The sequence below is a fragment of the Citricoccus nitrophenolicus genome, assembly GCF_047305825.1.
GTDB classification, from domain to species: Bacteria; Actinomycetota; Actinomycetes; order Actinomycetales; family Micrococcaceae; genus Citricoccus; species Citricoccus nitrophenolicus.
On record NZ_CP063070.1, the window covers coordinates 769,534 to 791,242 of the forward strand.

A 21,709-nucleotide genomic window follows, 5' to 3' on the forward strand; every position below is an offset into this window, starting at 1 on the left:
CCATGACCCCAGAACAGAAGATCGCCGCGGACCACGACGTCGACACCGAGGACCTGGCCACCTCCGAGATCGAGACGATCGAGGTGGAGGAGTCCATCGACATCGCCGAGGCCAACGAGCCGGTCGCCGAGAAGTCCTTCGCCGACTTCAAGGTCCGCGCAGACATGGTCGAGGCGCTGGCCGAGAAGGGCATCACCCACCCCTTCCCCATCCAGGCCATGACCCTGCCGGTGGCCCTGGGCGGCCATGACATCATCGGCCAGGCCAAGACGGGCACCGGCAAGACCCTCGGCTTCGGCCTGCCTGCGCTGCAGCGCGTCATCGGGCCCGGCGAGCCCGGCTTCGACGCCCTCGAGGCCCCCGGTGCCCCACAGGCCCTGATCGTGGCCCCCACCCGTGAACTGGCCAACCAGGTGGCCCAGGACATCACCACGGCGGCCTCCAAGCGCTCCGTGCGCATCGCCACCATCTACGGCGGCCGCGCGTACGAGCCGCAGATCGAGGAGCTGCAGCGCGGCGTCGAGGTCGTGGTCGGAACCCCAGGCCGCCTCATCGACCTGATGCGCCAGCGTCACCTCAATCTCAAGCTCGTGAAGATCGTGGTGCTGGACGAGGCGGACGAGATGCTGGACCTCGGCTTCCTGCCGGACGTCGAGACGCTGCTGGCCGCCGTGCCCGAGGTCCGCCAGACCATGCTGTTCTCCGCCACCATGCCCGGGCCCGTGGTCTCCATGGCACGGCGCTACATGACCCAGCCCACCCACATCCGCGCCGCGGACCCGGAGGACGAGGGCATCACCAAGAAGGACATCCGCCAGCTGGTCTACCGCGCCCACCACATGGACAAGGACGAGCTCGTCGCCCGCATCCTGCGTGCGGAGGGGCGCGGCCGGTCCATCATCTTCACCCGGACCAAGCGCACGGCCGCACGCGTCGCCGATGAGCTCGCCAAGCGCGGCTTCGCCGCCGGTGCCATCCACGGCGATCTCGGCCAGGGAGCCCGCGAGCAGGCCCTGCGCGCCTTCCGCGGGGACAAGATCGACGTGCTGGTGGCCACCGACGTGGCTGCCCGTGGTATCGACGTGGATGACGTGACCCATGTGATCAACTTCCAGTGCCCGGAGGACGAGAAGACCTACCTGCACCGCGTGGGCCGCACGGGGCGCGCCGGCAACAAGGGCACCGCCGTCACCCTCGTGGACTGGGAGGACATGCCGCGCTGGAGCCTCATCAACAAGGCCCTCGGCCTGGACGTGCCGGAGCCGGCGGAGACCTACTCGTCCTCGCCGCACTTCTTCGAGGACCTGGGCATCCCGAAGGGCACCAAGGGGCGCCTGCCCCGTGACCAGCGCACTCGCGAGGGGCTCGCCGCCGAGACCCTTGAGGACCTCGGCGGCCCCGGGGCCAAGCCGGAGGGCCGTGGCGGACGTGGCGGTCGCGGCCGGGGAGACCGCGAGGCGGGGCGGGACGCCGGCCGGTCAGGTCGGGGCGGCCGCGGCGGTCGCGGTGCGGTCCGGGACGGCGGTCGCGACGGCGGCCAGGGCCGTTCCCGCTCTGGCCGCGATGACGCGTCAGGCGACCACCGCGGTGGCGAGGCCCGCACCGAGGGCGAGGGCCGACGTCGTGATTCCGCGCCCGCTCAGGCCGGCGCCTCCGAGGAGCGCGCCACCCGCAGCCGCTCCCGGAGCCGCTCCCGCACACGCCGCCGCAATGGCACCGTGGTCCAGGGCGGCGAGGGCCAGAGCGGCGAGTGACACGTCCCACGGCTTCAACCACAGCACCGTGACACAGTTCATCCCTGATGGCCCCAACCTGGTGGTGGGGGCGGAGAACCTCGGGTTCCTGCCCTCGCTGCCGGATGGGGCCTTCACCATGGTCTACCTGGACCCTCCGTTCAACACCGGCCGTACCCAGCGCCGGCAGGAGGTCTCCGTGGTCCGCGCCTCGGGTGAGGAGGCGGACCGCGTGGGCTTCGGCGGGCAGAGCTACAAGACCATCAAGGGCGCCCTCTCCACGTATGACGACGCCTTCGCCGACTACTGGGAGTTCCTGGAGCCGCGACTGCGGGAGGCCTGGCGCCTGCTCGCGGACGACGGCACGCTGTACCTGCACCTGGACTACCGGGAGGTGCACTACGCCAAGGTCATGCTGGACGTGATCTTCGGCCGCGAGTGCTTCCTCAATGAGGTCATCTGGGCCTACGACTTCGGCGGCCGGTCCAAGCGCCGCTGGCCGGCGAAGCATGACACGATCCTGGTGTACGTCAAGGACCCGGACGGCTACTGGTTCGATTCCGCGGAGGTGGACCGGGAGCCGTACATGGCCCCAGGGCTCGTGACCCCGGAGAAGGTGGCGCGCGGCAAGCTGCCCACGGATGTCTGGTGGCACACGATCGTCTCCCCCACCGGCAGGGAGAAGACCGGCTACCCCACGCAGAAACCGGTCGGTCTGCTCAAGCGCATGGTGGCCGCCTCGTCCCGCCCCGGGGACTGGGTGCTGGACTTCTTCGCCGGCTCCGGCACCCTCGGCGCCGCCGCAGCCGATCTGGGCCGGCGCTTCGTGCTGGTAGACCAGAACCCGGCCGCGCTCGAGGTCATGCGAACCCGGCTTGCCGGGCACCTCTGAGCTCTCCCCTCCCTCCAACTGGCGGTCACTTCCGGCCCGTTCTGGGTGGTTACCCGCCAGTAATCGGGCCACATTCGACCTCCAGTGGTGAGACCGACCTCCAGTGGTGAGTCGGGCTCAGGGCCGGATGATGGCGGCGCCGGTGGCCTGCTCCTCGATCCGGGCCACCACCTCGGCGGTGGTGGTGTGCTCCCCGATCCGATTGGGCTTGCCCGCTCCGTGGTAGTCGGAGGAGCCCGTGATGAACAGGTCGTGTTCAGCGGCGATCAGCCGCAGCGTGCGCCGGGCCTCGTCCGGGTTGTCCCGGTGGTAGACCTCGATCCCGGCCAGCCCGGCGTCGATCATCTCGCGGAACAGCTCCATGCCGATGACCCGCCCGCGCATGGACGCCATGGGGTGGGCGAAGACCGGCACTCCGCCGGCCTCGAGCACGAGCCGTACCGCGTCCACCGGATCCGGGGCGTAGTGGCCCACGTAGTAGGGCGAGCGCGGTGTCAGGATCGAGGAGAAGGCGGCCGAGCGGTCCCGGATGACGCCCGCACTGACCAGGGCGTCCGCGATGTGGGGCCGCCCGAGGGTGGCGTCCGGACTCGAATGGGCCAACACCATGTCCCACGTGATGGGATAGTCCTCCGCGAGCCGCTCCACCATGCGCTGGGCCCGCGTGAGGCGGGAGGTGCGGGACCGTGCGATCTCCGCCGTGAGACCGGAGGCCAGCGGATCATGCAGGTAGGACAGCAGGTGCACGCTGATCCCGGTGTCCGAGACGCAGGAGACCTCCATGCCGGGGACCAGGACCAGGCCACCCTCCCCCGCCGCAGCGGCGGCCTCACCCCACCCGGCGGTGGTGTCATGGTCTGTCAGGGCCAACCCCGTGAGCCCGGCCCGCGCTGCGGCACGCACCACCTCCGCAGGCGGCTCGGTGCCGTCCGAGATGTTGGAGTGCGTGTGCAGGTCGAACGGCATGGGCATCAGCCTAGCCAACCCGGAGGACAATGCGATGATGGACGCCATGAGTGATGCACAGTCCCAGACCCCGGAGACACCGGCCCCTGACGCCCAGCCCGTGGAGGACCGGGTGAACAACCGGTCCCAGAAGCCCTCCTCGGATGCCTTCAAGCAGTTCATGGGCTCGAATTGGGCCCCGGCCGAGACCCCTCTCGCGATGCCGGACGCCTCGTCCCCTTTCGCCGCCCAGCGCCGCAAGGCCCTGTCCGCCCAGTTCCAGGGCGAGCGGCTGGTCATCCCGGCCGGGCCGCTGAAGGTGCGGTCCAATGACACGGACTACCGCTTCCGCGCCCATTCGGCCTTCGCCCACCTGACCGGCCTCGGTGTGGACCACGAGCCGGAAGCCGTGCTGGTGCTCGAACCCGTGGACGCAGGCGCCGGTGATCACGGAACCGACCACGAGGCCACCCTCTACTTCCACCCCCTGGCCGGCCGCGACTCCGAGGAGTTCTACTCCAACGCCCGCACCGGAGAGTTCTGGATCGGCTCGCGCCCCACGCTGGGCGAGATGCAGGCCCGCACCGGCCTGCGAACCGCCGACCTGTCCGAGCTGGAGGTGGCCGTCACCAAGAACGCCGGCGCCGTGGAGTTCGGCGGCGTGCGGATCCGTCTGCTGCGCGGCTCGGACCTGAACGTGGAGGCCCTCGTGGACACCTCCCGCATCAACACCGGGGTGGACCTGGAGGCCTCCGATGCCCTGGACGCGGTGCTGACGGAGTTCCTCTCCGAGCTGCGCCTGGTCAAGGACGGCTGGGAGATCGAGGAGCTGCGCGGCTCCGTGGCCGCCACCATCGCCGGCTTCGAGGACATCGTGAAGGTCCTGCCTGCGGCCCGGGGCCATTCCCGCGGCGAGCGGATCGTGGAGGGCGCCTTCTTCTCCCGCGCCCGCCTCGAGGGCAACGACCTGGGTTATGACACCATCGCGGCCGCCGGCAACAACGCCACGGTGCTGCACTGGATCCGCAACAACGGCGAGGTGCGGGATGGTGACCTCATCCTCGTGGACGCCGGCGTGGAGGCCGATTCCCTGTATACCGCGGACATCACCCGGACCCTGCCGGTCAGCGGCACCTTCTCGGAGGTCCAGCGCAGGATCTATCAGGCCGTCCTTGAGGCCGCCGACGCCGCCTTCGCCGCCGTGAAGCCGGGCCTGCGGTTCCGGGATGTCCACACCACGGCCATGCAGGTGCTGGCCGAACGACTGCACGAGTGGGGGCTGCTGCCGGTATCCGTGGAGGAGGCGCTGTCCCCCGAGGGCCAGCACCACCGCCGCTGGATGCCGCACGGCACCAGCCACCACCTGGGCCTCGACGTGCACGACTGCGCCCAGGCCAAGCGCGAGCTCTACCTGGACGCCGAGATCGTCCCCGGCATGGTCTTCACGATCGAGCCGGGCCTGTACTTCAAGGCCGAGGACCTGGCCGTGCCCCAGGAGTACCGCGGCATCGGCGTGCGCATCGAGGACGACATCTACGTGACGGATGAGGGCGCTGAGAACCTCTCCGCCGCCCTCCCGCGCACGCCCGAGGCCGTGGAGGCCTGGATGGCGCGGCTGCTCGGCTGACCCTCAGTGGCGGGGCGCAGCGGTCAGATCCGGTCGCCGGATTCGCCGTTCGCGTCCCGGGGCTCGGCGGCCCCCTCCGCGTCCGGTGCGGCCCGACGGCCATAGCGCGGGCGGGCATGGGCCTCTGCCGAGGTCTCGTGGTGTGGCCCCGCGTCCTGCGCCGGCCGTTCACCCTCCGCTTCCGGTGCGGCCTCCTCAGGGGCTTCCGGCCCCGGGGCGCCCCCGTCCACGGGCCGATTCGGATCCGAACGACGGCCCGAGGCAGCGGAGGGACCCTGCCCGCGCTGTCCGTAGGCCGGAGCCTCGAACGAGTCCGGGGACTTTCCGCCCCCACCGGCCGGGACATTCCCGGCGGCATTCTCGGCCAGGATGCGCTCCTGCACCTCCCGGGCCTCGTCCTCGGGCAGTCGCACGCCGAACTGGGGGCGGCCGTCCGGCAGATCCGGGAAGGTGCCGGTGCGGGCCGGTGCCGGGGACGACGGCGCCGAGGCCTGTTCCGAATCCGGTCTCTGGTCCGGGGTTGGCCCCTGGTCCGGAGTTGGCCCCTGTTCCGAAGCCGCTCCCTCTTCTGAGGCCGGCGTTTCGGGCGCGCTGCCTGCGGGAGGCTCGGGGGCCGGCGTCGGACGCTGGTGCTGGACCGGGGGCTGCGCCGTGCCCGGACGGCCCAGGGCCTGCCTGGCCTGGGCCGCCGTCTCGAACTCACAGACCACGTCGAAGTTGGACGGGACGAGCTGCTGGACCGAGTTCACGCCCCGGCCCTTGCGCATCGCGTGGCCGATCACCCCGAAGATCACCCAGACGGCCACGCCGAGGCCCACGGTGTAGAGGATCTGGATGCCGGTGCCGGCAGGGTCGATCAGGGTCATCAGGATGCCCAGCATCAATCCGAAGAAGGCCCCCTGGATGGCCGAGCGCAGGGCCACTGAAGGATAGGTCAGCCGATTGCGGATGCGTTCGACGGTGCGCAGGTCCGTCCCGACGATCGACACCGTGCGGACATCGAACTCCTGGCCGGCGAGTTCGTCCACGATCTTCCGGGCCTCGAGGTAGGTGGGGTACGAGCCCAACACCTCACCGCGGGGCAGGCCGCTGACCGATGGATCGGAGGACGTTGGACCGAAGAGCATGGACATGGATCCATTGTGCCGTCCGGGCGCGCGCGGGACACCACGGCGAGGCGGTTTCTCCGCCACCGGCGTAAGGCCGGGGCTTCCGGCTGTGTGGCTTCACGCCGACTAGTCTGGATGGGTGAATGCCCCCAAGATCTTCGTCGCCCGCCTGCTGGGCCTGGATGTGTTCGACCCCCTGGGTGACCGTCTCGGCCGCCTGCGTGATGCCGTGGTCACGGACAGGGGGCCGGGCCTGCCGCCGGTCGCGGTCGGGCTCGTCATCGAGGTGCCCGGCAAGAAGCGCGTGTTCGTGCCCATGACGCGGGTGACGTCCATGGGCGCCGGGCAGATCATCACCACGGGGCTGATCAACCTGCGCCGCTTCGAGCGCCGTGGTGCCGAGCTGATGGTGGCCGCCGACCTCTTCGACCGCCGCGTCGCCCTCGTGGACGGCTCGGGCCAGGCGGTGCTAGAGGATCTGGGCCTGGAGCAGCAGCGCAACGGCGACTGGCTGGTCAGCGACCTGTACGTCCGGCGCGATGCCCGGCGAAACGCCTTCGGACGCGTCCGCGGCGAGCATCTGTTGTTGGACTGGAATGAGGCCCGCTGGGCCGCCCGGGAGGAACCGCAGGGCGCCTCCAGCTTCGTGGCCGCCCACGAGGACCTCAAGGCCGCCGACCTCGCCGACGTGCTGCACGAGATGACGGCCAAGCGCCGAGTCGAGGTGGCCACCGAGCTGCAGGACGGACGGCTGGCGGACGTCCTGCAGGAGCTGCCGGATGACGACCAGGTGGAGATCATCTCCAACCTGGACATCGAGCGCGCCGCAGACGTGCTCGAGGAGATGGACCCGGACGACGCCGCCGACCTCCTGCATGAGCTCTCCGACTCGCAGCAGGAGCTGCTGTTGGAGCGGATGGAACCCGAGGACGCGGACGACGTCCGCCGGCTGATGGAGTATGAGGAGAACACTGCCGGTTCCGTGATGACGCCGGTGCCGGTCATCATGCCCCCCTCGGCCACCGTGGCCGAGGCGCTGGCCAACATCCGCCAGCAGGAGTTCACGCCCGCCATGGCCTCGCTCGTGATCGTGGCCCGTCCCCCGCTGGAGACCCCCACCGGCCGCTACCTCGGCGTGGTGCACTTCCAACGGCTACTGCGCTATCCCCCGCCGGAGCCACTGGGCAACATCCTGGACAAGGACCTCGAGCCGGTCTCGGACCTGATGCCCCTGCCCGCCGTGACGCGCGAGCTGGCCACGTACAACCTGACGTGCATCCCCGTGGTGAACGCGCACCACCGAGTGGTCGGCGCCGTGACGGTGGACGATGTCCTGGATCATCTGCTGCCCGATGACTGGCGCAGCATGGAGCACCCGGATGAGGCCGAGAACCCGGCCACCGATCCCGCGAAGGCCGGGAAGAGCCCGGCCGACGATCCCTCGAGAACCGCGAAGATCCCGAAGACCCCCCAGACCAAGGAGGCGTGACGGTGGCCGAGAAGAACACCGACTCATCCGTCAACGCGTCCGCGCGCCGCTCCGGCCTGGACACCCCGCTGGGGGCTCGCGGCCGCCGCTGGCCCCGGCTGAGCCCCAACCCGGACGCGTTCGGCGAGGCCACGGAGGGCTTCGCGCGCTTCATGGGCACGCCGCAGTTCATCCTCTGGATGACCATCTTCTGCGCCCTGTGGCTCGGGTGGAACTCGTTCGCCCCGGAGCCGTTCCGCTTCGACTCGGCCGCCATCGGCTTCACGGCCCTGACCCTGGTGCTGTCCCTGCAGGCCTCCTACGCAGCTCCCCTGCTATTGCTCGCGCAGAACCGGCAGGACGACCGGGACAAGGTGTCCCTGCGAGAGGACCGCCACCGGGCCGAGCGGAACCTCGCGGACACCGAGTACCTCACCCGCGAGCTCGCCGGGCTTCGCATCGCGCTGCAGGACGTGGCCACCCGTGACTTCGTCCGGTCCGAGGTGCGGGACGCCGTCGTCGAGATCACCGAGGACCTCAAGGACGAGTGGCGCGAGCAGGTGCGGGCCGAGATCCTCGAGGAGATGGCATCCGCGCCCGACGCCGGCCCCGCCCCCAAGGCGGCCGGGTCCGGTCAGCGCAAGGGCAAGAAGAAGACGAAGAACCGGCCCAGCCGTGAGGCCCGCGAACGCATCGAGGGCGACGAGGAGGGCTCGCACGCGACCACGTTGGCCGACATCGCCGCCGAGGAGGCCAGCAGCGCACCAGAGAAGAACCAACCGAACACGATGAACCGAGGAACTGGAGAAGACACCGAATGACTGACACCCCCGGGCCCGCAGAGGTCCCGGAGCTCACCACCGATCTGGAGCGGGCCGCGTGGACCCGTCTGGGGTCCGTCCTGGACCCGGAGATCCGCCGCCCGGTAACCGAGCTGGGCATGGTCGCCTCCATCACCGAGGGGACGGGGGACGGGTCCGGAGGGGCTTCCGGGGATTCGGCCGGCACCGGCTCCGGGCATCTGACCGTCGGGGTCCGGCTGACGATCATCGGGTGCCCGATGCGGGACACCATCACCGCTGACGTGGAGACGGCTCTGGCTGATCTGGCGGGCTGCACCGGCGTCACCGTGGAGATGTCCGTGATGACCGCCGAACAGCGTGCCGGGCTCAAGGAGTTCCTGACGGGAGGGCGGCCGCCGAACCCCTTCGGTCCGGGCACCCTGACCCGCGTGTACGCCGTGGCCTCTGGCAAGGGCGGCGTGGGCAAGTCCACGGTGACCGCCAACCTGGCCACCGCCCTGGCAGACCGTGGACTCTCCGTCGGCCTCGTGGATGCGGACATCCACGGCTTCTCCATCCCGGGCCTGCTCGGTACCACCGCCCGTCCCACGCGGGTGGACGAGATGATCCTGCCCCCGGTGGCCCACGGCGTGAAGGTCATCTCGATCGGCATGTTCCTGGACAACGACCGTCCCGTCGCCTGGCGCGGGCCGATGCTGCACCGGGCGCTCGAGCAGTTCGTGACGGACGTGTATTGGGGTGATCTCGACGTCCTGCTGGTGGACCTCCCGCCAGGCACCGGGGACATCGCCATCTCCGCCGCCCAGCTGCTGACCACCTCCGAGCTGCTCATCGTCACCACCCCGCAGCAGGCAGCGGCCCAAGTGGCGGCCCGGGCCGGGGAGCTCTCCGAACAGACGGGGCAGCAGGTCGCCGGGGTGGTGGAGAACATGGCCGCCATGACCCTGCCGGACGGTTCCCTCCTGGACCTCTTCGGTTCCGGCGGCGGACAGACGGTCTCAGACCGACTCACCGAGACGCTGGGCCGGGAGGTGCCGCTTCTGGGCTCGGTGCCGCTGGATCCCCAGCTGCGCCAGGACGGCGACGGCGGAACTCCCGTGGTGCTGGAGCATCCCCGATCACCGGCCGGTGCCGAGCTACGGCGCGTGGCCGAGTCCCTGGCGGTACGGCCCCGCGGACTGTCCGGGTTGAAGCTGCCCGTCACACCGCGCGACTGAGCCGCGACCGGGCCACGATGGGGCCTAGGTGGCGTCCGCGTCGAAGGGTGCCGGTTCGGCCGGCTCACCGGTGGTCGGCTCATCACCGGTCGACTCCTCGCTGATGGCCACAGTGGACTCGGCGCCGGCGTCATCTGGGACAGCGGCCGTGGCCGTGGCTGCCGTTGCCGTCGACGTTGCCGTCGCCGCGCCGGCTCGGGATGCCGGGCGGCGGGAGGACGCGCCGAACAGCAGAGCCCGAGGGTCCATGTCCTTGAGATCGTCGCGCAATTCGTCACGCGTGCTACGGGCCGAGTCGAGATCTCCGCGCAGGCCGCTTCGCGACGACGCGGCCGAGGTGGACGAGTCCGGGGTTCCCGAGGACTCGGAGATGCTGGCAGCGGCAGCACCCTCGGTGCCACCGTCCACCGGCTCGGACAGGGCATCGCGGATGATCCGCCGCGGGTCGTACTGACGGGGATCGTACTTCTTCCAGTCGATCTCGTCGAAGTCCGTGCCCGTCTCTTCCCTGAACTGGGTCTTGGCGCCCTCCGCCATGTTCCGCAGGTTGCGGATCAGCTCGGTCAGCTTGCGTGCGTATTCCGGAAGCTTCTCCGGCCCGAGCACGAGCACGGCCAGCAGGATCAGGATGATCAGCTCTGCGCCGTTGATACCGAAGGTCACGGAACCTTAGCCTACCCCGGAAGTCCGGCCGTCAGCGGCGGTCGTCACCAGTCTCCGCCATCCACGGCAGAAGACGCTCGAAGCCCCGCGCCAGGCGGTCCGAGGGACGCTCCGGTGCCGTGCCCGTCTGCACGCGTGACCGTTCCGAGATCACCACGAGGGACATCACCCGGTCGGCACGCTCCACGGGGAGGTCGGACTCCACCGTGTAGGCGGCGTTGGCGGTATGGGCGGTGGCCGCCCAGGTGCCGTCCCCGTGGTCTGACACGGACATCTCCACGCCCACGGGCAGCTCGCGCGTCTGGCCCTCCGCCCCCACGGACTCTGCCGGCAGGCCCGTACCGGTCAATCCCCCGCTCACCGGGCAGTCGGGGATCCCGGCGTCCTCGGCCAGGGAGCGGCACTCGTGAAGCACCATGGACGATTCGTCACCCTGCAGGGACATGACCACCTCGGCGGTGTCCCCCACCAGGGCCCAGCCCGTGGTGTCATGGTGCATACCGAGTCCATTCAGGCCGGGGACGTTCCAGCCTTGCTGCCGCAGGTCCGTGACCATGTCAGCGGTCAGATCCACGACTCCGGCCAGGGCAACGCCGGAGTTCGCCGAACCGTCCGCACTGTCACCGGCGGACTCCCGTGGCGTGGCGGCGGCAGACCCACCGACGCCGGCGGGTGACAGCACAGCGGGCCCTGAATCTCCGCCGTGCTCTTCGGTGGAGGCGTTCGCGGTCCTCACCGGGTGGTCAGGCAGGGGCCCCTCGCCGCCGGAGGCGGCCGGGGAGGTGGACGGCCGGGCATCCTGTTGAGGGCCCGTGGCCGTGGCGGACGGGCTGGCGGCAACCGGCAGCAGTCCGTCGCCGCCACCAGCCGCAACGGTGCTCTCCGGGTCCCCCGCGATCCAGGCTGCGGCCAGGACAGACACTGCGGCCAGTCCGAGCGCGCCCACTCCGGTCACCACCTTCCACCCCGCAACGCCCTCGCGCTCCTCGAGCACCGGCGTGACGTCGGCTTCACCAGACCCTGGGTGGCCCTCCGAGGGCGCGCCATGGCCGTTCGACGTGGCCCGTACAGCTCGGGAAGGGTCCATGGCGGAGGCGAACTGCAGGATGCGTTCGCGCTGCTGGACCTCTCGGCGGCAGTCGCCGCAGAGCGCCAGGTGCGCGGCGATCCGCTGGCGGGAGTCCGGAGACAGTGCGCCCTCCACGTAAGAGTCGAAGCGGGCCCGGGGGTGGAACACCGCCATCAGCGTGGGCCCTGCCCGGCGCCGGACCCTACGGGGTTCGGCATGAAGGGGATGGTGCAGTCGGGGATCAACACTGCAGCAGACTCCTTTCCGTATCCCTCCAGTCTGGCCCCACAATCTGTGAGGAGCCTGAGCATGAAGGTGCGTCGCCGGACTCGCCGTAGTATGGATTGCCGATCGGCATCACCCACCGGACCAGAGAATCGAGCACGCCGTATGAAGGCCCTGAGCCCCCACCAGACGGACAAGCACGCCAGCTGGGCCTTCGCCGAGTCCCGTCCGTCCGAGGACGAGGTGCTCCTGCGGGCCCGCGAGCGCTCCGGCGACCTGGGGATCGTCCCCGTCACCGAGGGCGCCGCCGCCCTGCTGACCGTGCTCGCGGCGACGCGTTCCCCGTCCAACGTGGTGGAGATCGGCACCGGCGCGGGAGTCTCCGGCATCGCCCTGATGCGCGGACTGAGCCGCGAGGCGATGCTGACGACGATCGACCCGGACGCCGAGGCACTGCGCGCCGCCCGAGAGGGGTTCGCCGAGGGCGGCTTCCCGGCCAATCGCACCCGGATGATCACCGGCCGGGCGCGCACGGTGGTCCCCCGACTGAACAGCAAGGCCTATGACCTGGTGTTCCTCGACGCGGACAAGGCGTCCCTGGTCTTTCACGTGGAGCAGGCCGCACGGCTGCTACGCCCTGGGGGCCTGCTGATCGTCAACGACGCCCTGGACGAGGACCGGGTCCCCAAGCCAGCCGTCCGGGAGGCGTCCACCGTGGCCACCCGCGAGGCCGGCAAGCTGCTCCGGGATGACGAGATGTGGCATTCGGCGCTCGTCCCCACCGGCTCCGGCATCCTGCTGGCCGTACGGCGCTGACCAACGCCACCCCGGCAAGGCGAACCCCGGCCCCGATGGCTCGTGGGCCGCGGAACCGGGGTCTTGCCGGGTGCTTGGGGGTCAGCCCTCCGTGACGCCCACCAGGCACTCCTTGAGGGAGGCTGCCTCATCCTTGTTGAGTTCGAGGACCAGTCGGCCCCCGCCGTCGATCGGCACGCGCATGATGAGGCTCCGGCCTTCCTTGGTCACTTCCATGGGGCCGTCCCCGGTGCGAGGCTTCATGGCTGCCATCTGTGTTCCCTTCTCGTAGCGGTCCCGTTGTCACCACATGGCGTCAAGGGAACCGCAAGAATTTTTCGAGCGGCCGTCACGGGTTGAGGCCATCCCGTGCGACCGCGTCAGCGCTTGACAACCCCATTATTCCGGATTCCTCGCGGTGCCGCTAATCACACCGTCCCGACTCCCGGAGCCCCGCAACCGGGAGATCTCCTCGTCGCGCTCGGCGAGGGCCACGGAGAGTACCTGGAGCGCCTCGTCCACCTGATCCATCCGGTAGCCACGCAGACCCGGTGAGAACCTCAGCAGGTCCACGTCCTCCGGGGACGGATCCGGCGGCAACAGCACGGGCGGCACCGGGCGCAGGGGGTCCGCCAGGGGCGCCGCGAATCCGCCCCGGCCGGCCACGGTCAGGGCCAGCAACCCCACCACCACGACGGCGGCGACCAGGACCAGCACCACGAAGACGTTCACTGGGGGTCACCTGCTGCCATACCGTGATCCGCGGCGGTTCGGTGATGCTCGGGATCCCAGGCCTCCCGGTCCGGCCAGCGCCCGCCGGCCACCGTGTTGACCACCAGGGCGACGGCCTCCTCGGGCGTGTCCGCCACCTGGAGCAGGTGGATGTCCACGGCGTTGATCATGCCCCGGGTCACCAGGGTGTCCCGGATCCAGTCCACCAGCGGGGACCAGAAGTCGCGCCCGAGCAGCACCACGGGAAAGGCGGTGACCTTGCCGGTCTGGACCAGGGTGAGGGCCTCGAAGAGCTCGTCGAGGGTCCCCAGGCCGCCAGGGGCCACCACGAAGCCCTGGGAGTACTTCAGGAACATGACCTTCCGGACGAAGAAGTAGCGGAAGTCGACGCCGAGATCGATCCAGGCGTTCATACCCTGCTCGTGGGGCAGCTCGATCCCGAGCCCCACGGAGACACCACCGCCCTCCTTGGCACCCCGGTTGGCGGCCTCCATGGCTCCGGGTCCCCCTCCCGTGACGACAGTGAAGCCCGCTTCGGACAGCCGCCGCCCGACCTCGCGGGCCTGCTCGTACTCGGGGGCGCCCGGCTGCGTCCGGGCCGATCCGAACACGGAGATGGCCGGTCCGAGGTTCGCCAACGCCCCGAAGCCCTCGATGAACTCGCCCTGGATGCGCATCACCCGCCACGCGTCCGTGGTGGTGGAGGGCTGCGGCTCCTCCTGATCCGAACGCAGGAGGAGCTGGTCGAAGGTGGGGCCCTCGGCAGCCGCGCCACCCAGGATCTGCGGGCCACGCCGGACCCGGTTACCCGGCGTGACGTCGGGGCCGGAGGAGGGCGCGTCGGAAGACATGGTCCCAGCCTAGGCCTTTCCTGCTCTCCCCCAGACGCTCAAGAGATGTTTCAGAAATGCAACGATTGGGTTAAAATCGGCTGTGACGACCGTTGATACCTGATCAGAACCCGCCATGTCCTATAGTCTCCCCCTATGACGCAGAGCACACCGGCCCCAGCGGATCCCCCCGCGGCCGACACCACCGCCAAGCGGGCCCTCGTCGAGCTGGAGGATGTGAACAAGCACTTCGGCTCATTCCAGGCCCTCAAGGACATCAACCTGACCATCCCCGAGGGGCAGGTGGCGATCGTCCTCGGGCCCTCGGGTTCCGGCAAGTCGACGCTCTGCCGCACCATCAATCGACTGGAGACCATTGACGAGGGTGGCAACATCCGCATCGACGGCCAGCCGCTGCCCGCGGAGGGCAAGGGCCTGGCCAAGCTGCGCGCCGACGTCGGCATGGTGTTCCAGTCCTTCAACCTCTTCGCGCACAAGTCGATCCTGGAGAACGTGACCCTGGGGCCGATCAAGGTCAAGGGACTGAAGAAGTCCCAGGCCGAGCAGGAGGCCATGGCGCTCCTGGAACGCGTCGGCGTGGCACAGCAGGCCAAGAAGATGCCGGCCCAGCTCTCCGGCGGTCAGCAGCAGCGGGTCGCCATCGCCCGGGCCCTGGCCATGAAGCCCAAGGTCATGCTCTTCGACGAGCCCACCTCGGCCCTCGATCCCGAGATGGTCCAGGAGGTGCTGGACGCCATGGTCCAGCTCGCCAAGGAGGGCATGACGATGGTGGTGGTCACCCACGAGATGGGATTCGCCCACAAGGCCGGGGACCGGGTGATCTTCATGGACGAGGGGGCCATCCTCGAGGACACCGATCCGGAGGCGTTCTTCTCGAACCCGCAGCATCCACGGGCCAAGGACTTCCTCGGCAAGATCCTCACCCACTAACGCAGCACCGCAGTACCGCAGTACCGCACACCCTGTCATCACAGCACTCAACCGCTCACCACCTGAGCACCGTCACTGGAGGAACACATGCGTAAGAAGCTCCTTTCCGCCGCCGCCGTCGCTGCGTCGGCCGCCCTCGTCCTGTCCGCCTGCTCGCCCTCGTCCACGGATGCCGGCGGTGAGGACGGCGGCAGCGAACCCGCCGGTGGCGGCGGCGATTCCGTCCGCATCGGCATCAAGTTCGACCAGCCGGGCCTCGGCTTCCGCGAGGGCAGCGGAGACCCCACCGGGTTCGACGTGGAGGTGGCCAAGTACGTGGTCGGCGAGCTCGGCTACACCGAGGACCAGATCGAGTGGGTCCAGACCCCCTCGGCCAACCGCGAGAACGCCCTGGAGGGCGGCGAGGTCGACATGATCTTCGCGACGTACTCCATCACGGATGAGCGTGCCCAGCGCGTCGGCTTCGCCGGTCCGTACTTCGTGGCCGGCCAGGACCTGCTGGTCCGCGCGGACGACACCGAGATCACCGGGCCGGAGGACCTGGACGGCAAGAACCTCTGCTCGGTCACCGGTTCGACCTCGGCCCAGGCCATCAAGGACGACTACGCCGAGGGCGTGGAGCTGGTCGAGCAGGGCGGCTACGCCGAGTGCGTGACCTACCTCGAGTCCGGCCAGGTGGACGCCGTCACCACCGACGACATCATCCTGGCCGGCCTGGCTGCCACCCCGGAGAACTCCGGCAAGTTCAAGGTCGTCGGCAATCCCTTCACGGTGGAGCGTTACGGCGTGGGCATCCAGCAGGGCGCCGAGGACTGCCAGGCCATCAACGACGCCATCACCAAGATGAAGGACGAGGGCGCCTGGGAGGAGGCCCTCACCGCCAGCACCGAGGGCACCGGCTACACCCCGGACCAGGAGCTGAACGACGGCCCCGAGGCCGAGCTGGAATCCTGCGAGGCCTGATCGGACAGCATCGTGAGACGGCGGCGGGCCGGGCACCCACCCGGCCCGCCGCCGTCGTCCTCCTCCGGCCATCCACCGCGGCACACCCCCGGCCAGCGGTCACCGAAACAGGAAGCTCATGAACGGATTCCTTGAACTCTTCGCCGAATACGACATCTTCGGCGCCTTCTGGATGAACGTCCGGCTGACACTGCTGGCAGCCATCGGCTCCTTCGTCCTCGGCGTGGTCCTGGCCCTCTTCCGGATCTCCCCGGTCGGGTCACTGCGCAGCATCGGCACGTCCTACGTCAACATCGTCCGGAACACGCCGCTCACCATCATCATGGTGCTGGGCGTCCTGGCCGTCTGGGGCCAGCTGAAGATCGAGTTCTCCAGCGACTTCAACCTCAACTTCTTCACGTATGCGGTGATCTCACTCTCGCTCTACCACGCGTCCTTCGTGTGTGAGGCGATCCGTTCCGGCGTGAACACCGTGCCGCTCGGTCAGGCCGAGGCGGCGCGGGCCATCGGCCTCAGCTTCCTCCCGGCGGCCCGCTTCATCGTGTTGCCCCAGGCACTGCGCGGGGCCGTGACCCCGCTGGGCAACACCCTGATCGCCCTGACGAAGAACACCACGGTGGCGGCTGCCGCCTCCGTGGCCGAGGCCTCGGGGCTGATGAAGTCCATGATCGAGTTCAACCCGGATCTGATGATCTACATCTTCCTCACCATCGCGATCGGATTCTGCGTCATCGTCATTCCCATGGGCATCCTGACCACCTGGCTCTCCGACAAGCTGGCGGTGGCCCGATGACCGCCACGACGTCCGTCCTCTTCGACGCCCCGGGCCCCAGGGCCCGGCGCAACATCCTGATCTCCAACGCGGTCGCACTGCTCGCGGTGCTCGTGGTGGTGGTCCTGGTGCTGATGCAGCTGGACCGCCAGGACCAGCTGGCCCCGGACAAGTGGGTCAATGCCCTCAACGGCAATGCCTGGTCCAACTATTACCTGCCCGGGCTGCAGTTCACCCTCCAGTCCTCGGGGATCGCCGTGGTCACGGCCCTGGTCTTCGGCCTGATCTTCGGCTTCCTGCGGCTGGCACCGTTCGCCGTCATCCGGGCGATCTCGGGAGTGGTCGTGGAGTTCCTCCGCGCCGTCCCGGTGCTGGTGATGATGTTCTTCCTGTACTTCTTCTTCTCCCGCGTGGTGGCCCCCAGCGGGCTGATCGCCTCCACCGATGCCGCCTACTATGGCGTGATCGTGGGACTCACGCTGTACAACGGTGCTGTCATCGCGGAACTGGTGCGTTCCGGCGTGAGGTCCCTGCCGAAGGGCCAGCGCGAGGCGGCCGCCGCCATCGGCATGACCAACAACCAGTCCCTGCGCCTCGTGGAGGTCCCCCAGGCACTCACCGCCATGCTGCCGTCCCTGCTCAGCCAGTTCGTGGTGATCCTCAAGGACTCCGCGCTGGGCTACCTGATCGGCTTCTATGAGCTGCTGCAGTACTCCCGTCAGCTGGGTTCGGGATACTCCAACATCCTGCAGACCCTGGTGGTGGCGGCGCTGATCTTCATCGTCATCAACTTCCTGCTGACGTGGCTGGCCTCCAAGCTGGCTGGGAACCTGTCCTCGAGGACCAGTGGAGACGCGGCCCCGACCACCTCCACGACCATGGCCCCGACCGTGGACGCCGAGGCGAAGTAGCCCCACCGGCGGGCCGGCACCGTTCCGGCACGTCGGCGGCGGCTCGACGGTCCGGGGCTACTCCCCCGACAGCAACCACCGGGTGAGCGCACCCAGGCAGTCGCGGATCGCGCCGGCGCGCACGTGCTCGTCGTCGGTGTGGGCCAGCAGTGCGTCTCCGGGGCCGAAGTTCACGGCGGGCACCCCCAGCGCGGAGAAGCGGGCCACGTCGGTCCAGCCGTACTTGGGCATGGGCACCCCTCCGACGGCCGCCACGAAGGCGGCGGCGGCTGGGTGGTCCAGTCCCGGTCGGGCCGCGGCGGACTCGTCCGTGATCTCCACCTGGTCACGGGACACCCCGGCGGCGGCCAGGACCTCGAACACGTGCTCGTGTGCCTGTTCCACGTCCTTGTCCGGGGCGAAGCGGAAGTTGACCTCCACGGTGCAGGCGTCCGGGATGACGTTGCCCGCGGTGCCGCCGTGGATCCGCACGGCGTTGAGCCCCTCGCGGTAGTCCAGCCCCTCCACGGTCACGGTGGCCGGCTCGTAGGCGGCCAGGGCCGCCAGCAGGGGGGCCGCGGCGTGGACAGCGTTGGTCCCCCGCCAGGCACGGCCCGAATGCGCTGCCACCCCGGGCACGGTCACCGCGTACCGGTTGGTCCCGTTGCACCCGCCCTCCACCACGCCGTCGGTGGGTTCCAGCAGCACCGCGAAGTCTGCCTCGAGAAGCTCGGGGGCCTCACGGACCACTCGGCCCAGCCCGGAGAACTCGGAACCGACCTCCTCGTGGTCGTAGAACACCCAGGTGACGTCCCGCGTGGGGACCGGGCCGGCGTCGTCCCCGATCAGGCCGGCCAGCGCGAGCTGGACGGCCACTCCGGACTTCATGTCCGTGGCCCCGCGCCCGAAGAGCAGGTCCGCGTCTCCCGGCCGGTCCGGTGCCGCGGCCGGGTCCCCACGCCCGACGCCGGCCACCGGTTCCCAGTGCGAGGGCACCGTCCCCCTGGCGCCGGGAACGGTGGGCAGCGGGACGGTGTCCAGGTGGCCGGCCAGCACCACGCGGGAATCCAGCCCGAGGTCCGTGCGCGCCACGAGGGTGTCCCCGATCCGGGTCACGTGCAGCCGGGGCAGGGCACTCAGTGCGGCCTCGACCGCGTCGGCGAGCAGGCCCTCGTGGTCCGAGACGGAGTGGATGTCCAGCAGGGCCGCTGTCAGCAGTGCCACGTCCGAACCCAGGTCAGGCAGCGTGGGGGCTGTTGTTCCGGTGGGTTGTCCGGTGGCGCGGTGAGTCTCCATGACCGTCAGTCTAGGTCCGGACCAGTAGGATATTTCCCATGATCTCCCACGCCACCCCTCAGGATTCCACTGTGCCGTCTGACCGCTCCGAACAGGCCGGGGCACACCGGTCGGACGAGCCGCGCCTGGCCTCGGCCACGGGACTGGCCACCGTGGCCGAGGACGGTTCCGTACTGGACGTCTGGTACCCGGCCCCGGTGCTGGGCGAGCCCTCCGGCGCTGATCTGACCGAGTCCCTGGCCGCCGTCGCCGCCTCGGATCCGGACCGCGGGACGAGTCAGCAGGTCCATTCCGTGCGGATCGACCTCGATGCCGCCCCCACCGATGCCCTGGACGCCTGGCTGCGCCTTCACCTGCTCTCGCACCGCCTGGTGCGGCCGAACACCATCAACCTGGACGGCGTCTTCGGCGTGCTGGCCAACGTGGTGTGGACCAATCACGGGCCATGCCTGCCCGCCGGGTTCGAGGTCACCCGCCTGAAGCTGCGTGCGCGCGGGCCGGTCCAGGTCTACGGCGTGGACAAGTTCCCCCGGATGACCGACTACGTGGTCCCCACCGGTGTGCGGATCGGCGATGCCGACCGCGTCCGTCTCGGCGCACACCTGGCCGAGGGCACCACCGTGATGCACGAGGGCTTCGTGAACTTCAATGCCGGGACCCTGGGCGCCTCCATGGTGGAGGGTCGGATCTCGGCCGGCGTGGTGGTCGGGGACGGCTCAGACGTGGGCGGCGGCGCGTCCATCATGGGCACCCTGTCCGGTGGCGGTTCGCAGCGCATCACCATCGGCGAGCGGGTCCTGCTGGGCGCGAACTCCGGCGTCGGCATCTCCGTGGGGGACGACTCCGTGGTCGAGGCCGGCCTGTACATCACCGCCGGTACCCGGATCACGGTCCGCACGGGGGCCGGCGGGGTCGATGGCGCCGGGACGGAGGACCGTGCTGCCGAGACCCGGCAGACCACCGTGAAGGCCCTGGACCTGTCCGGCGTGCCGAACCTGCTGTTCCGCCGCGATTCCTCCTCCGGTCAGGTCCAGGCCCTCCCCCGCGCCGGCCAGACCGTCAACCTCAATGACGCTCTGCATGCCAACTGACAGTCCCCTCCCTGGTGGTGGTCGCCCCGGTGGTGAGCACCCCACGGGGACTCTCCCGGCGCACCACTCCATGAGGCGCCCGTGAGCAGGAAGGCCCGCCGGCGCCGGCGCACCGTGGGCGTCCTGTTGCTGTGTGTGGCCGTGGTGGCCGGCGGCAGCTGGGCGGCCACCCGCTTCATCGACTCCTCCGAGATCATGGTGCGGGAACACTGCACGGCGATCGTGGGCACGGACTCGTTCACGCTCGCCCCGGACCAGGCTGCGAACGCCGCCCTGATCTCCGCTGTGTCCATGGACCGCGGCCTGCCGGCCCGGGCGGCCTCGATCGGCATTGCCACCGCCGTGCAGGAGTCCAGGCTGCGCAATATCGACTACGGCGATCAGGCTGGCCCTGATTCCCGCGGGCTGTTCCAGCAGCGCCCCTCGCAGGGCTGGGGCTCCGAGGAGCAGATCATGGACCCCGTCTATGCGGCCAACCGCTTCTACCAGGAACTCGAGCTGCTGGTCCCGGACTTCGAGGACCTGGACGTCACCGTGGCCGCTCAGACGGTCCAGCGTTCGGCGTTCCCGGAGGCCTACGCGGACCACGAGCCGGAGGGTCGGGCCTACGCCTCGGCGCTGACGGGCCACTCCCCTGCCGGCCTGAACTGCGTGCTGAAGTCGGCCCCGGAGCCCGGGGACGCCCATGCCCTGGCGGCCGCCCTGCAGAACCAGCTCTCCTCCGTCCAGCCGGAGGTCTCCGACGACGCCCGGACCGTCACGATCTCGGCCTCCGGGACGCGTGGCTGGGCCCTCGTGCAGTGGGCCGTGGCGAACGCCCAGCAGTTCGGCGTCACCGCGGCCTCCTTCGGAGGGCAGGGCTGGGTGCGCGCGGACCGTGGTTGGGCCCCGGCCACCGGCAGTGAGGGTGCCGTCACGGTGACCTTCGCCCGCTGAGGAGCGGCTGACCACTCATGAGGTGGTCGTGGCCGCTCGGTGGCCCCGGGCAGCCCATCCTCCGATCAGGAGGTGACCGCCTCTGCCTGCGCACGTTTGCGCGCGTACGAGCGGGCCGCGCGGACGCGGTCGCCGCAGCGGGTGGAACACCACTGCCGGCGGCCGTGGGTCCTCAACAGGAACCGAGTGCACGGCTCCGCCTCGCACTGCGCGAGCAGCTCGGCCTCCTCCCCGGCGAGCAGGGCCGCGGCATCCTCGGCGACCACGGACATCGCGTGCTCGACGAGCTGAGTCGCAGGGTGTTCCAGGGAGCGGAAGAACCCCTCCTCGGGCGCGAAGTGCAGCAAGGACGTGTTCGGGGCGGCCGCGAGGGCGGCATTGATGCCATCGAGCGCCCGGGGGTCGACGGTGCCCCCGGTCACGCGCGCGGCGAAGACACTCCGGAGGTGTTCGCGGAGCCCCACCAGGCGATTCTGGCAGTAGGACTGCAGCACGGCCCCCTCAGCGACGAGTCCCCTCGTGATGAGCCACGCGGTGGTCGACTCGGGAGTGCTCAGGGCCTCGTGGACCCTTCCTCCGGGGAGGTGGATCTCGCTGTTCACCAGGTCGATGCTGCTGTGCTCGCTCGCGCCCGGACTCGGCGGAAGAGGCGTCTCCATCATGCTCTCATGGTAGCAGTGTTCATTTACCGTGATCGTTTGC

At 70.0% G+C, this 21,709-nt stretch carries 22 protein-coding genes; 13 read left to right on the forward strand and 9 right to left on the reverse strand.

Annotation, left to right across the window (positions count from 1 at the left end; translation table 11 throughout):
- Positions 1-2 precede the first annotated feature (2 nt).
- Together IMT31_RS03450 and IMT31_RS03455 are read left to right on the forward strand one after the other, a co-directional pair.
- Complete coding sequence (locus IMT31_RS03450; RefSeq protein WP_345355412.1) at positions 3-1,754, forward strand: DEAD/DEAH box helicase; 1,752 nt, start codon at positions 3-5, stop codon at positions 1,752-1,754.
- A 28-nt stretch (positions 1,755-1,782) separates the two neighbouring features.
- Entirely contained in the window at positions 1,783-2,625 is an 843-nt protein-coding gene (locus IMT31_RS03455) for a site-specific DNA-methyltransferase (protein ID WP_345355409.1), read from the forward strand.
- 117 nt (positions 2,626-2,742) lie between these two features.
- On the opposite strand, the gene IMT31_RS03460 is transcribed toward IMT31_RS03455, so the two are convergent.
- Positions 2,743-3,591 (reverse strand): PHP domain-containing protein, encoded by an 849-nt coding sequence (locus tag IMT31_RS03460; RefSeq protein WP_345355406.1) that lies wholly within the window; start codon positions 3,589-3,591, stop codon positions 2,743-2,745.
- A 34-nt stretch (positions 3,592-3,625) separates the two neighbouring features.
- Here IMT31_RS03460 and IMT31_RS03465 point away from each other — a divergent pair, with 34 nt between their 5' ends.
- Entirely contained in the window at positions 3,626-5,197 is a 1,572-nt protein-coding gene (locus IMT31_RS03465; RefSeq protein ID WP_378109420.1) for an aminopeptidase P family protein, read from the forward strand.
- A 23-nt stretch (positions 5,198-5,220) separates the two neighbouring features.
- On the opposite strand, the gene IMT31_RS03470 is transcribed toward IMT31_RS03465, so the two are convergent.
- A complete protein-coding gene (locus tag IMT31_RS03470) occupies positions 5,221-6,330 on the reverse strand; it encodes a general stress protein (RefSeq protein ID WP_413543765.1) in 1,110 nt (369 codons plus the stop codon).
- 115 nt (positions 6,331-6,445) lie between these two features.
- Here IMT31_RS03470 and IMT31_RS03475 point away from each other — a divergent pair, with 115 nt between their 5' ends.
- From IMT31_RS03475 to IMT31_RS03485, 3 genes are read left to right on the forward strand one after another with little or no spacing between them, the layout of a single operon-like run.
- Entirely contained in the window at positions 6,446-7,795 is a 1,350-nt protein-coding gene (locus tag IMT31_RS03475) for a magnesium transporter MgtE N-terminal domain-containing protein (RefSeq protein WP_413543766.1), read from the forward strand.
- A gap of 2 nt (positions 7,796-7,797) precedes the next feature.
- Positions 7,798-8,595 carry a DUF1003 domain-containing protein gene (locus tag IMT31_RS03480; RefSeq protein ID WP_413543767.1) on the forward strand — a complete coding sequence of 266 codons (798 nt, stop codon included), beginning with the start codon at positions 7,798-7,800 and terminating at the stop codon, positions 8,593-8,595.
- The gene (locus IMT31_RS03485; RefSeq protein WP_413543768.1) at positions 8,592-9,794 is read left to right on the forward strand and encodes a P-loop NTPase; all 1,203 of its coding nucleotides are present in this window, start codon (positions 8,592-8,594) and stop codon (positions 9,792-9,794) included. Before IMT31_RS03480 ends, IMT31_RS03485 begins: the two co-directional genes overlap by 4 nt.
- Positions 9,795-9,818: 24 nt before the next feature.
- Here the strand turns inward: IMT31_RS03485 and IMT31_RS03490 are convergent, their stop codons facing one another.
- Both IMT31_RS03490 and IMT31_RS03495 read right to left on the reverse strand, forming a co-directional pair.
- Positions 9,819-10,457, reverse strand: a complete 639-nt coding sequence (locus IMT31_RS03490; RefSeq protein WP_413543769.1) for a twin-arginine translocase TatA/TatE family subunit — start codon at positions 10,455-10,457, stop codon at positions 9,819-9,821.
- A gap of 31 nt (positions 10,458-10,488) precedes the next feature.
- Positions 10,489-11,694: a zf-HC2 domain-containing protein gene (locus IMT31_RS03495; RefSeq protein ID WP_413543770.1), complete on the reverse strand. Its 1,206-nt coding sequence runs from the start codon at positions 11,692-11,694 to the stop codon at positions 10,489-10,491.
- Between the two features lie 222 nt (positions 11,695-11,916).
- Between IMT31_RS03495 and IMT31_RS03500 the strand changes: the two genes are divergently transcribed.
- On the forward strand, positions 11,917-12,567 hold the full coding sequence (locus tag IMT31_RS03500) for an O-methyltransferase (RefSeq protein WP_345355385.1): 651 nt from the start codon (positions 11,917-11,919) through the stop codon (positions 12,565-12,567).
- Positions 12,568-12,648: 81 nt separating this feature from the next.
- Here IMT31_RS03500 and IMT31_RS03505 read toward each other — a convergent pair whose 3' ends face one another.
- From IMT31_RS03505 to IMT31_RS03515, 3 genes are all read right to left on the reverse strand, one after another.
- A complete protein-coding gene (locus tag IMT31_RS03505) occupies positions 12,649-12,819 on the reverse strand; it encodes a DUF3117 domain-containing protein (protein WP_345355382.1) in 171 nt (56 codons plus the stop codon).
- A 126-nt stretch (positions 12,820-12,945) separates the two neighbouring features.
- On the reverse strand, positions 12,946-13,278 hold the full coding sequence (locus tag IMT31_RS03510; RefSeq protein ID WP_413543771.1) for a DivIVA domain-containing protein: 333 nt from the start codon (positions 13,276-13,278) through the stop codon (positions 12,946-12,948).
- Entirely contained in the window at positions 13,275-14,129 is an 855-nt protein-coding gene (locus IMT31_RS03515) for a TIGR00730 family Rossman fold protein (protein WP_413543772.1), read from the reverse strand. Before IMT31_RS03515 ends, IMT31_RS03510 begins: the two co-directional genes overlap by 4 nt.
- 135 nt (positions 14,130-14,264) lie before the next feature.
- Between IMT31_RS03515 and IMT31_RS03520 the strand changes: the two genes are divergently transcribed.
- From IMT31_RS03520 to IMT31_RS03535, 4 genes are all read left to right on the forward strand, one after another.
- Positions 14,265-15,059, forward strand: a complete 795-nt coding sequence (locus IMT31_RS03520) for an amino acid ABC transporter ATP-binding protein (protein WP_345355373.1) — start codon at positions 14,265-14,267, stop codon at positions 15,057-15,059.
- An 87-nt stretch (positions 15,060-15,146) separates the two neighbouring features.
- Entirely contained in the window at positions 15,147-16,022 is an 876-nt protein-coding gene (locus IMT31_RS03525; RefSeq protein ID WP_345355370.1) for a glutamate ABC transporter substrate-binding protein, read from the forward strand.
- Positions 16,023-16,140: 118 nt separating this feature from the next.
- The gene (locus IMT31_RS03530; protein WP_345355367.1) at positions 16,141-16,815 is read left to right on the forward strand and encodes an ABC transporter permease subunit; all 675 of its coding nucleotides are present in this window, start codon (positions 16,141-16,143) and stop codon (positions 16,813-16,815) included.
- Positions 16,812-17,705, forward strand: a complete 894-nt coding sequence (locus IMT31_RS03535) for an amino acid ABC transporter permease (RefSeq protein WP_345355364.1) — start codon at positions 16,812-16,814, stop codon at positions 17,703-17,705. The genes IMT31_RS03530 and IMT31_RS03535 overlap by 4 nt, the downstream gene beginning before the upstream one ends.
- Positions 17,706-17,762: 57 nt before the next feature.
- Here the strand turns inward: IMT31_RS03535 and dapE are convergent, their stop codons facing one another.
- On the reverse strand, positions 17,763-18,980 hold the full coding sequence (gene dapE, locus IMT31_RS03540; protein ID WP_413543773.1) for a succinyl-diaminopimelate desuccinylase: 1,218 nt from the start codon (positions 18,978-18,980) through the stop codon (positions 17,763-17,765).
- 38 nt (positions 18,981-19,018) lie between these two features.
- Here dapE and dapD point away from each other — a divergent pair, with 38 nt between their 5' ends.
- Complete coding sequence (dapD, locus tag IMT31_RS03545; protein WP_413543774.1) at positions 19,019-20,071, forward strand: 2,3,4,5-tetrahydropyridine-2,6-dicarboxylate N-succinyltransferase; 1,053 nt, start codon at positions 19,019-19,021, stop codon at positions 20,069-20,071.
- 81 nt (positions 20,072-20,152) lie between these two features.
- On the forward strand, positions 20,153-21,007 hold the full coding sequence (locus IMT31_RS03550; RefSeq protein WP_413543775.1) for a hypothetical protein: 855 nt from the start codon (positions 20,153-20,155) through the stop codon (positions 21,005-21,007).
- Positions 21,008-21,072: 65 nt separating this feature from the next.
- Here the strand turns inward: IMT31_RS03550 and IMT31_RS03555 are convergent, their stop codons facing one another.
- Positions 21,073-21,669, reverse strand: coding sequence for a CGNR zinc finger domain-containing protein (locus tag IMT31_RS03555; protein ID WP_345355352.1), 597 nt, complete (start codon positions 21,667-21,669; stop codon positions 21,073-21,075).
- Between the last annotated feature and the right edge of the window lie 40 nt (positions 21,670-21,709).

What these genes read in the sequence shown, in the direction of transcription:
- IMT31_RS03530 (WP_345355367.1), top strand. Translation starts at nt 16,141, where the DNA reads ATGAACGGATTCCTTGAACTCTTCGCCGAATACGACATCTTCGGCGCC.
- IMT31_RS03515 (WP_413543772.1), bottom strand. Translation starts at nt 14,129, where the DNA reads ATGTCTTCCGACGCGCCCTCCTCCGGCCCCGACGTCACGCCGGGTAAC.
- dapE (WP_413543773.1), bottom strand. Translation starts at nt 18,980, where the DNA reads ATGGAGACTCACCGCGCCACCGGACAACCCACCGGAACAACAGCCCCC.
- IMT31_RS03450 (WP_345355412.1), top strand. Translation starts at nt 3, where the DNA reads ATGACCCCAGAACAGAAGATCGCCGCGGACCACGACGTCGACACCGAG.
- IMT31_RS03520 (WP_345355373.1), top strand. Translation starts at nt 14,265, where the DNA reads ATGACGCAGAGCACACCGGCCCCAGCGGATCCCCCCGCGGCCGACACC.
- IMT31_RS03535 (WP_345355364.1), top strand. Translation starts at nt 16,812, where the DNA reads ATGACCGCCACGACGTCCGTCCTCTTCGACGCCCCGGGCCCCAGGGCC.
- IMT31_RS03525 (WP_345355370.1), top strand. Translation starts at nt 15,147, where the DNA reads ATGCGTAAGAAGCTCCTTTCCGCCGCCGCCGTCGCTGCGTCGGCCGCC.
- IMT31_RS03500 (WP_345355385.1), top strand. Translation starts at nt 11,917, where the DNA reads ATGAAGGCCCTGAGCCCCCACCAGACGGACAAGCACGCCAGCTGGGCC.
- dapD (WP_413543774.1), top strand. Translation starts at nt 19,019, where the DNA reads ATGATCTCCCACGCCACCCCTCAGGATTCCACTGTGCCGTCTGACCGC.
- IMT31_RS03470 (WP_413543765.1), bottom strand. Translation starts at nt 6,330, where the DNA reads ATGTCCATGCTCTTCGGTCCAACGTCCTCCGATCCATCGGTCAGCGGC.
- IMT31_RS03465 (WP_378109420.1), top strand. Translation starts at nt 3,626, where the DNA reads ATGATGGACGCCATGAGTGATGCACAGTCCCAGACCCCGGAGACACCG.
- IMT31_RS03485 (WP_413543768.1), top strand. Translation starts at nt 8,592, where the DNA reads ATGACTGACACCCCCGGGCCCGCAGAGGTCCCGGAGCTCACCACCGAT.
- IMT31_RS03460 (WP_345355406.1), bottom strand. Translation starts at nt 3,591, where the DNA reads ATGCCGTTCGACCTGCACACGCACTCCAACATCTCGGACGGCACCGAG.
- IMT31_RS03505 (WP_345355382.1), bottom strand. Translation starts at nt 12,819, where the DNA reads ATGGCAGCCATGAAGCCTCGCACCGGGGACGGCCCCATGGAAGTGACC.
- IMT31_RS03555 (WP_345355352.1), bottom strand. Translation starts at nt 21,669, where the DNA reads ATGATGGAGACGCCTCTTCCGCCGAGTCCGGGCGCGAGCGAGCACAGC.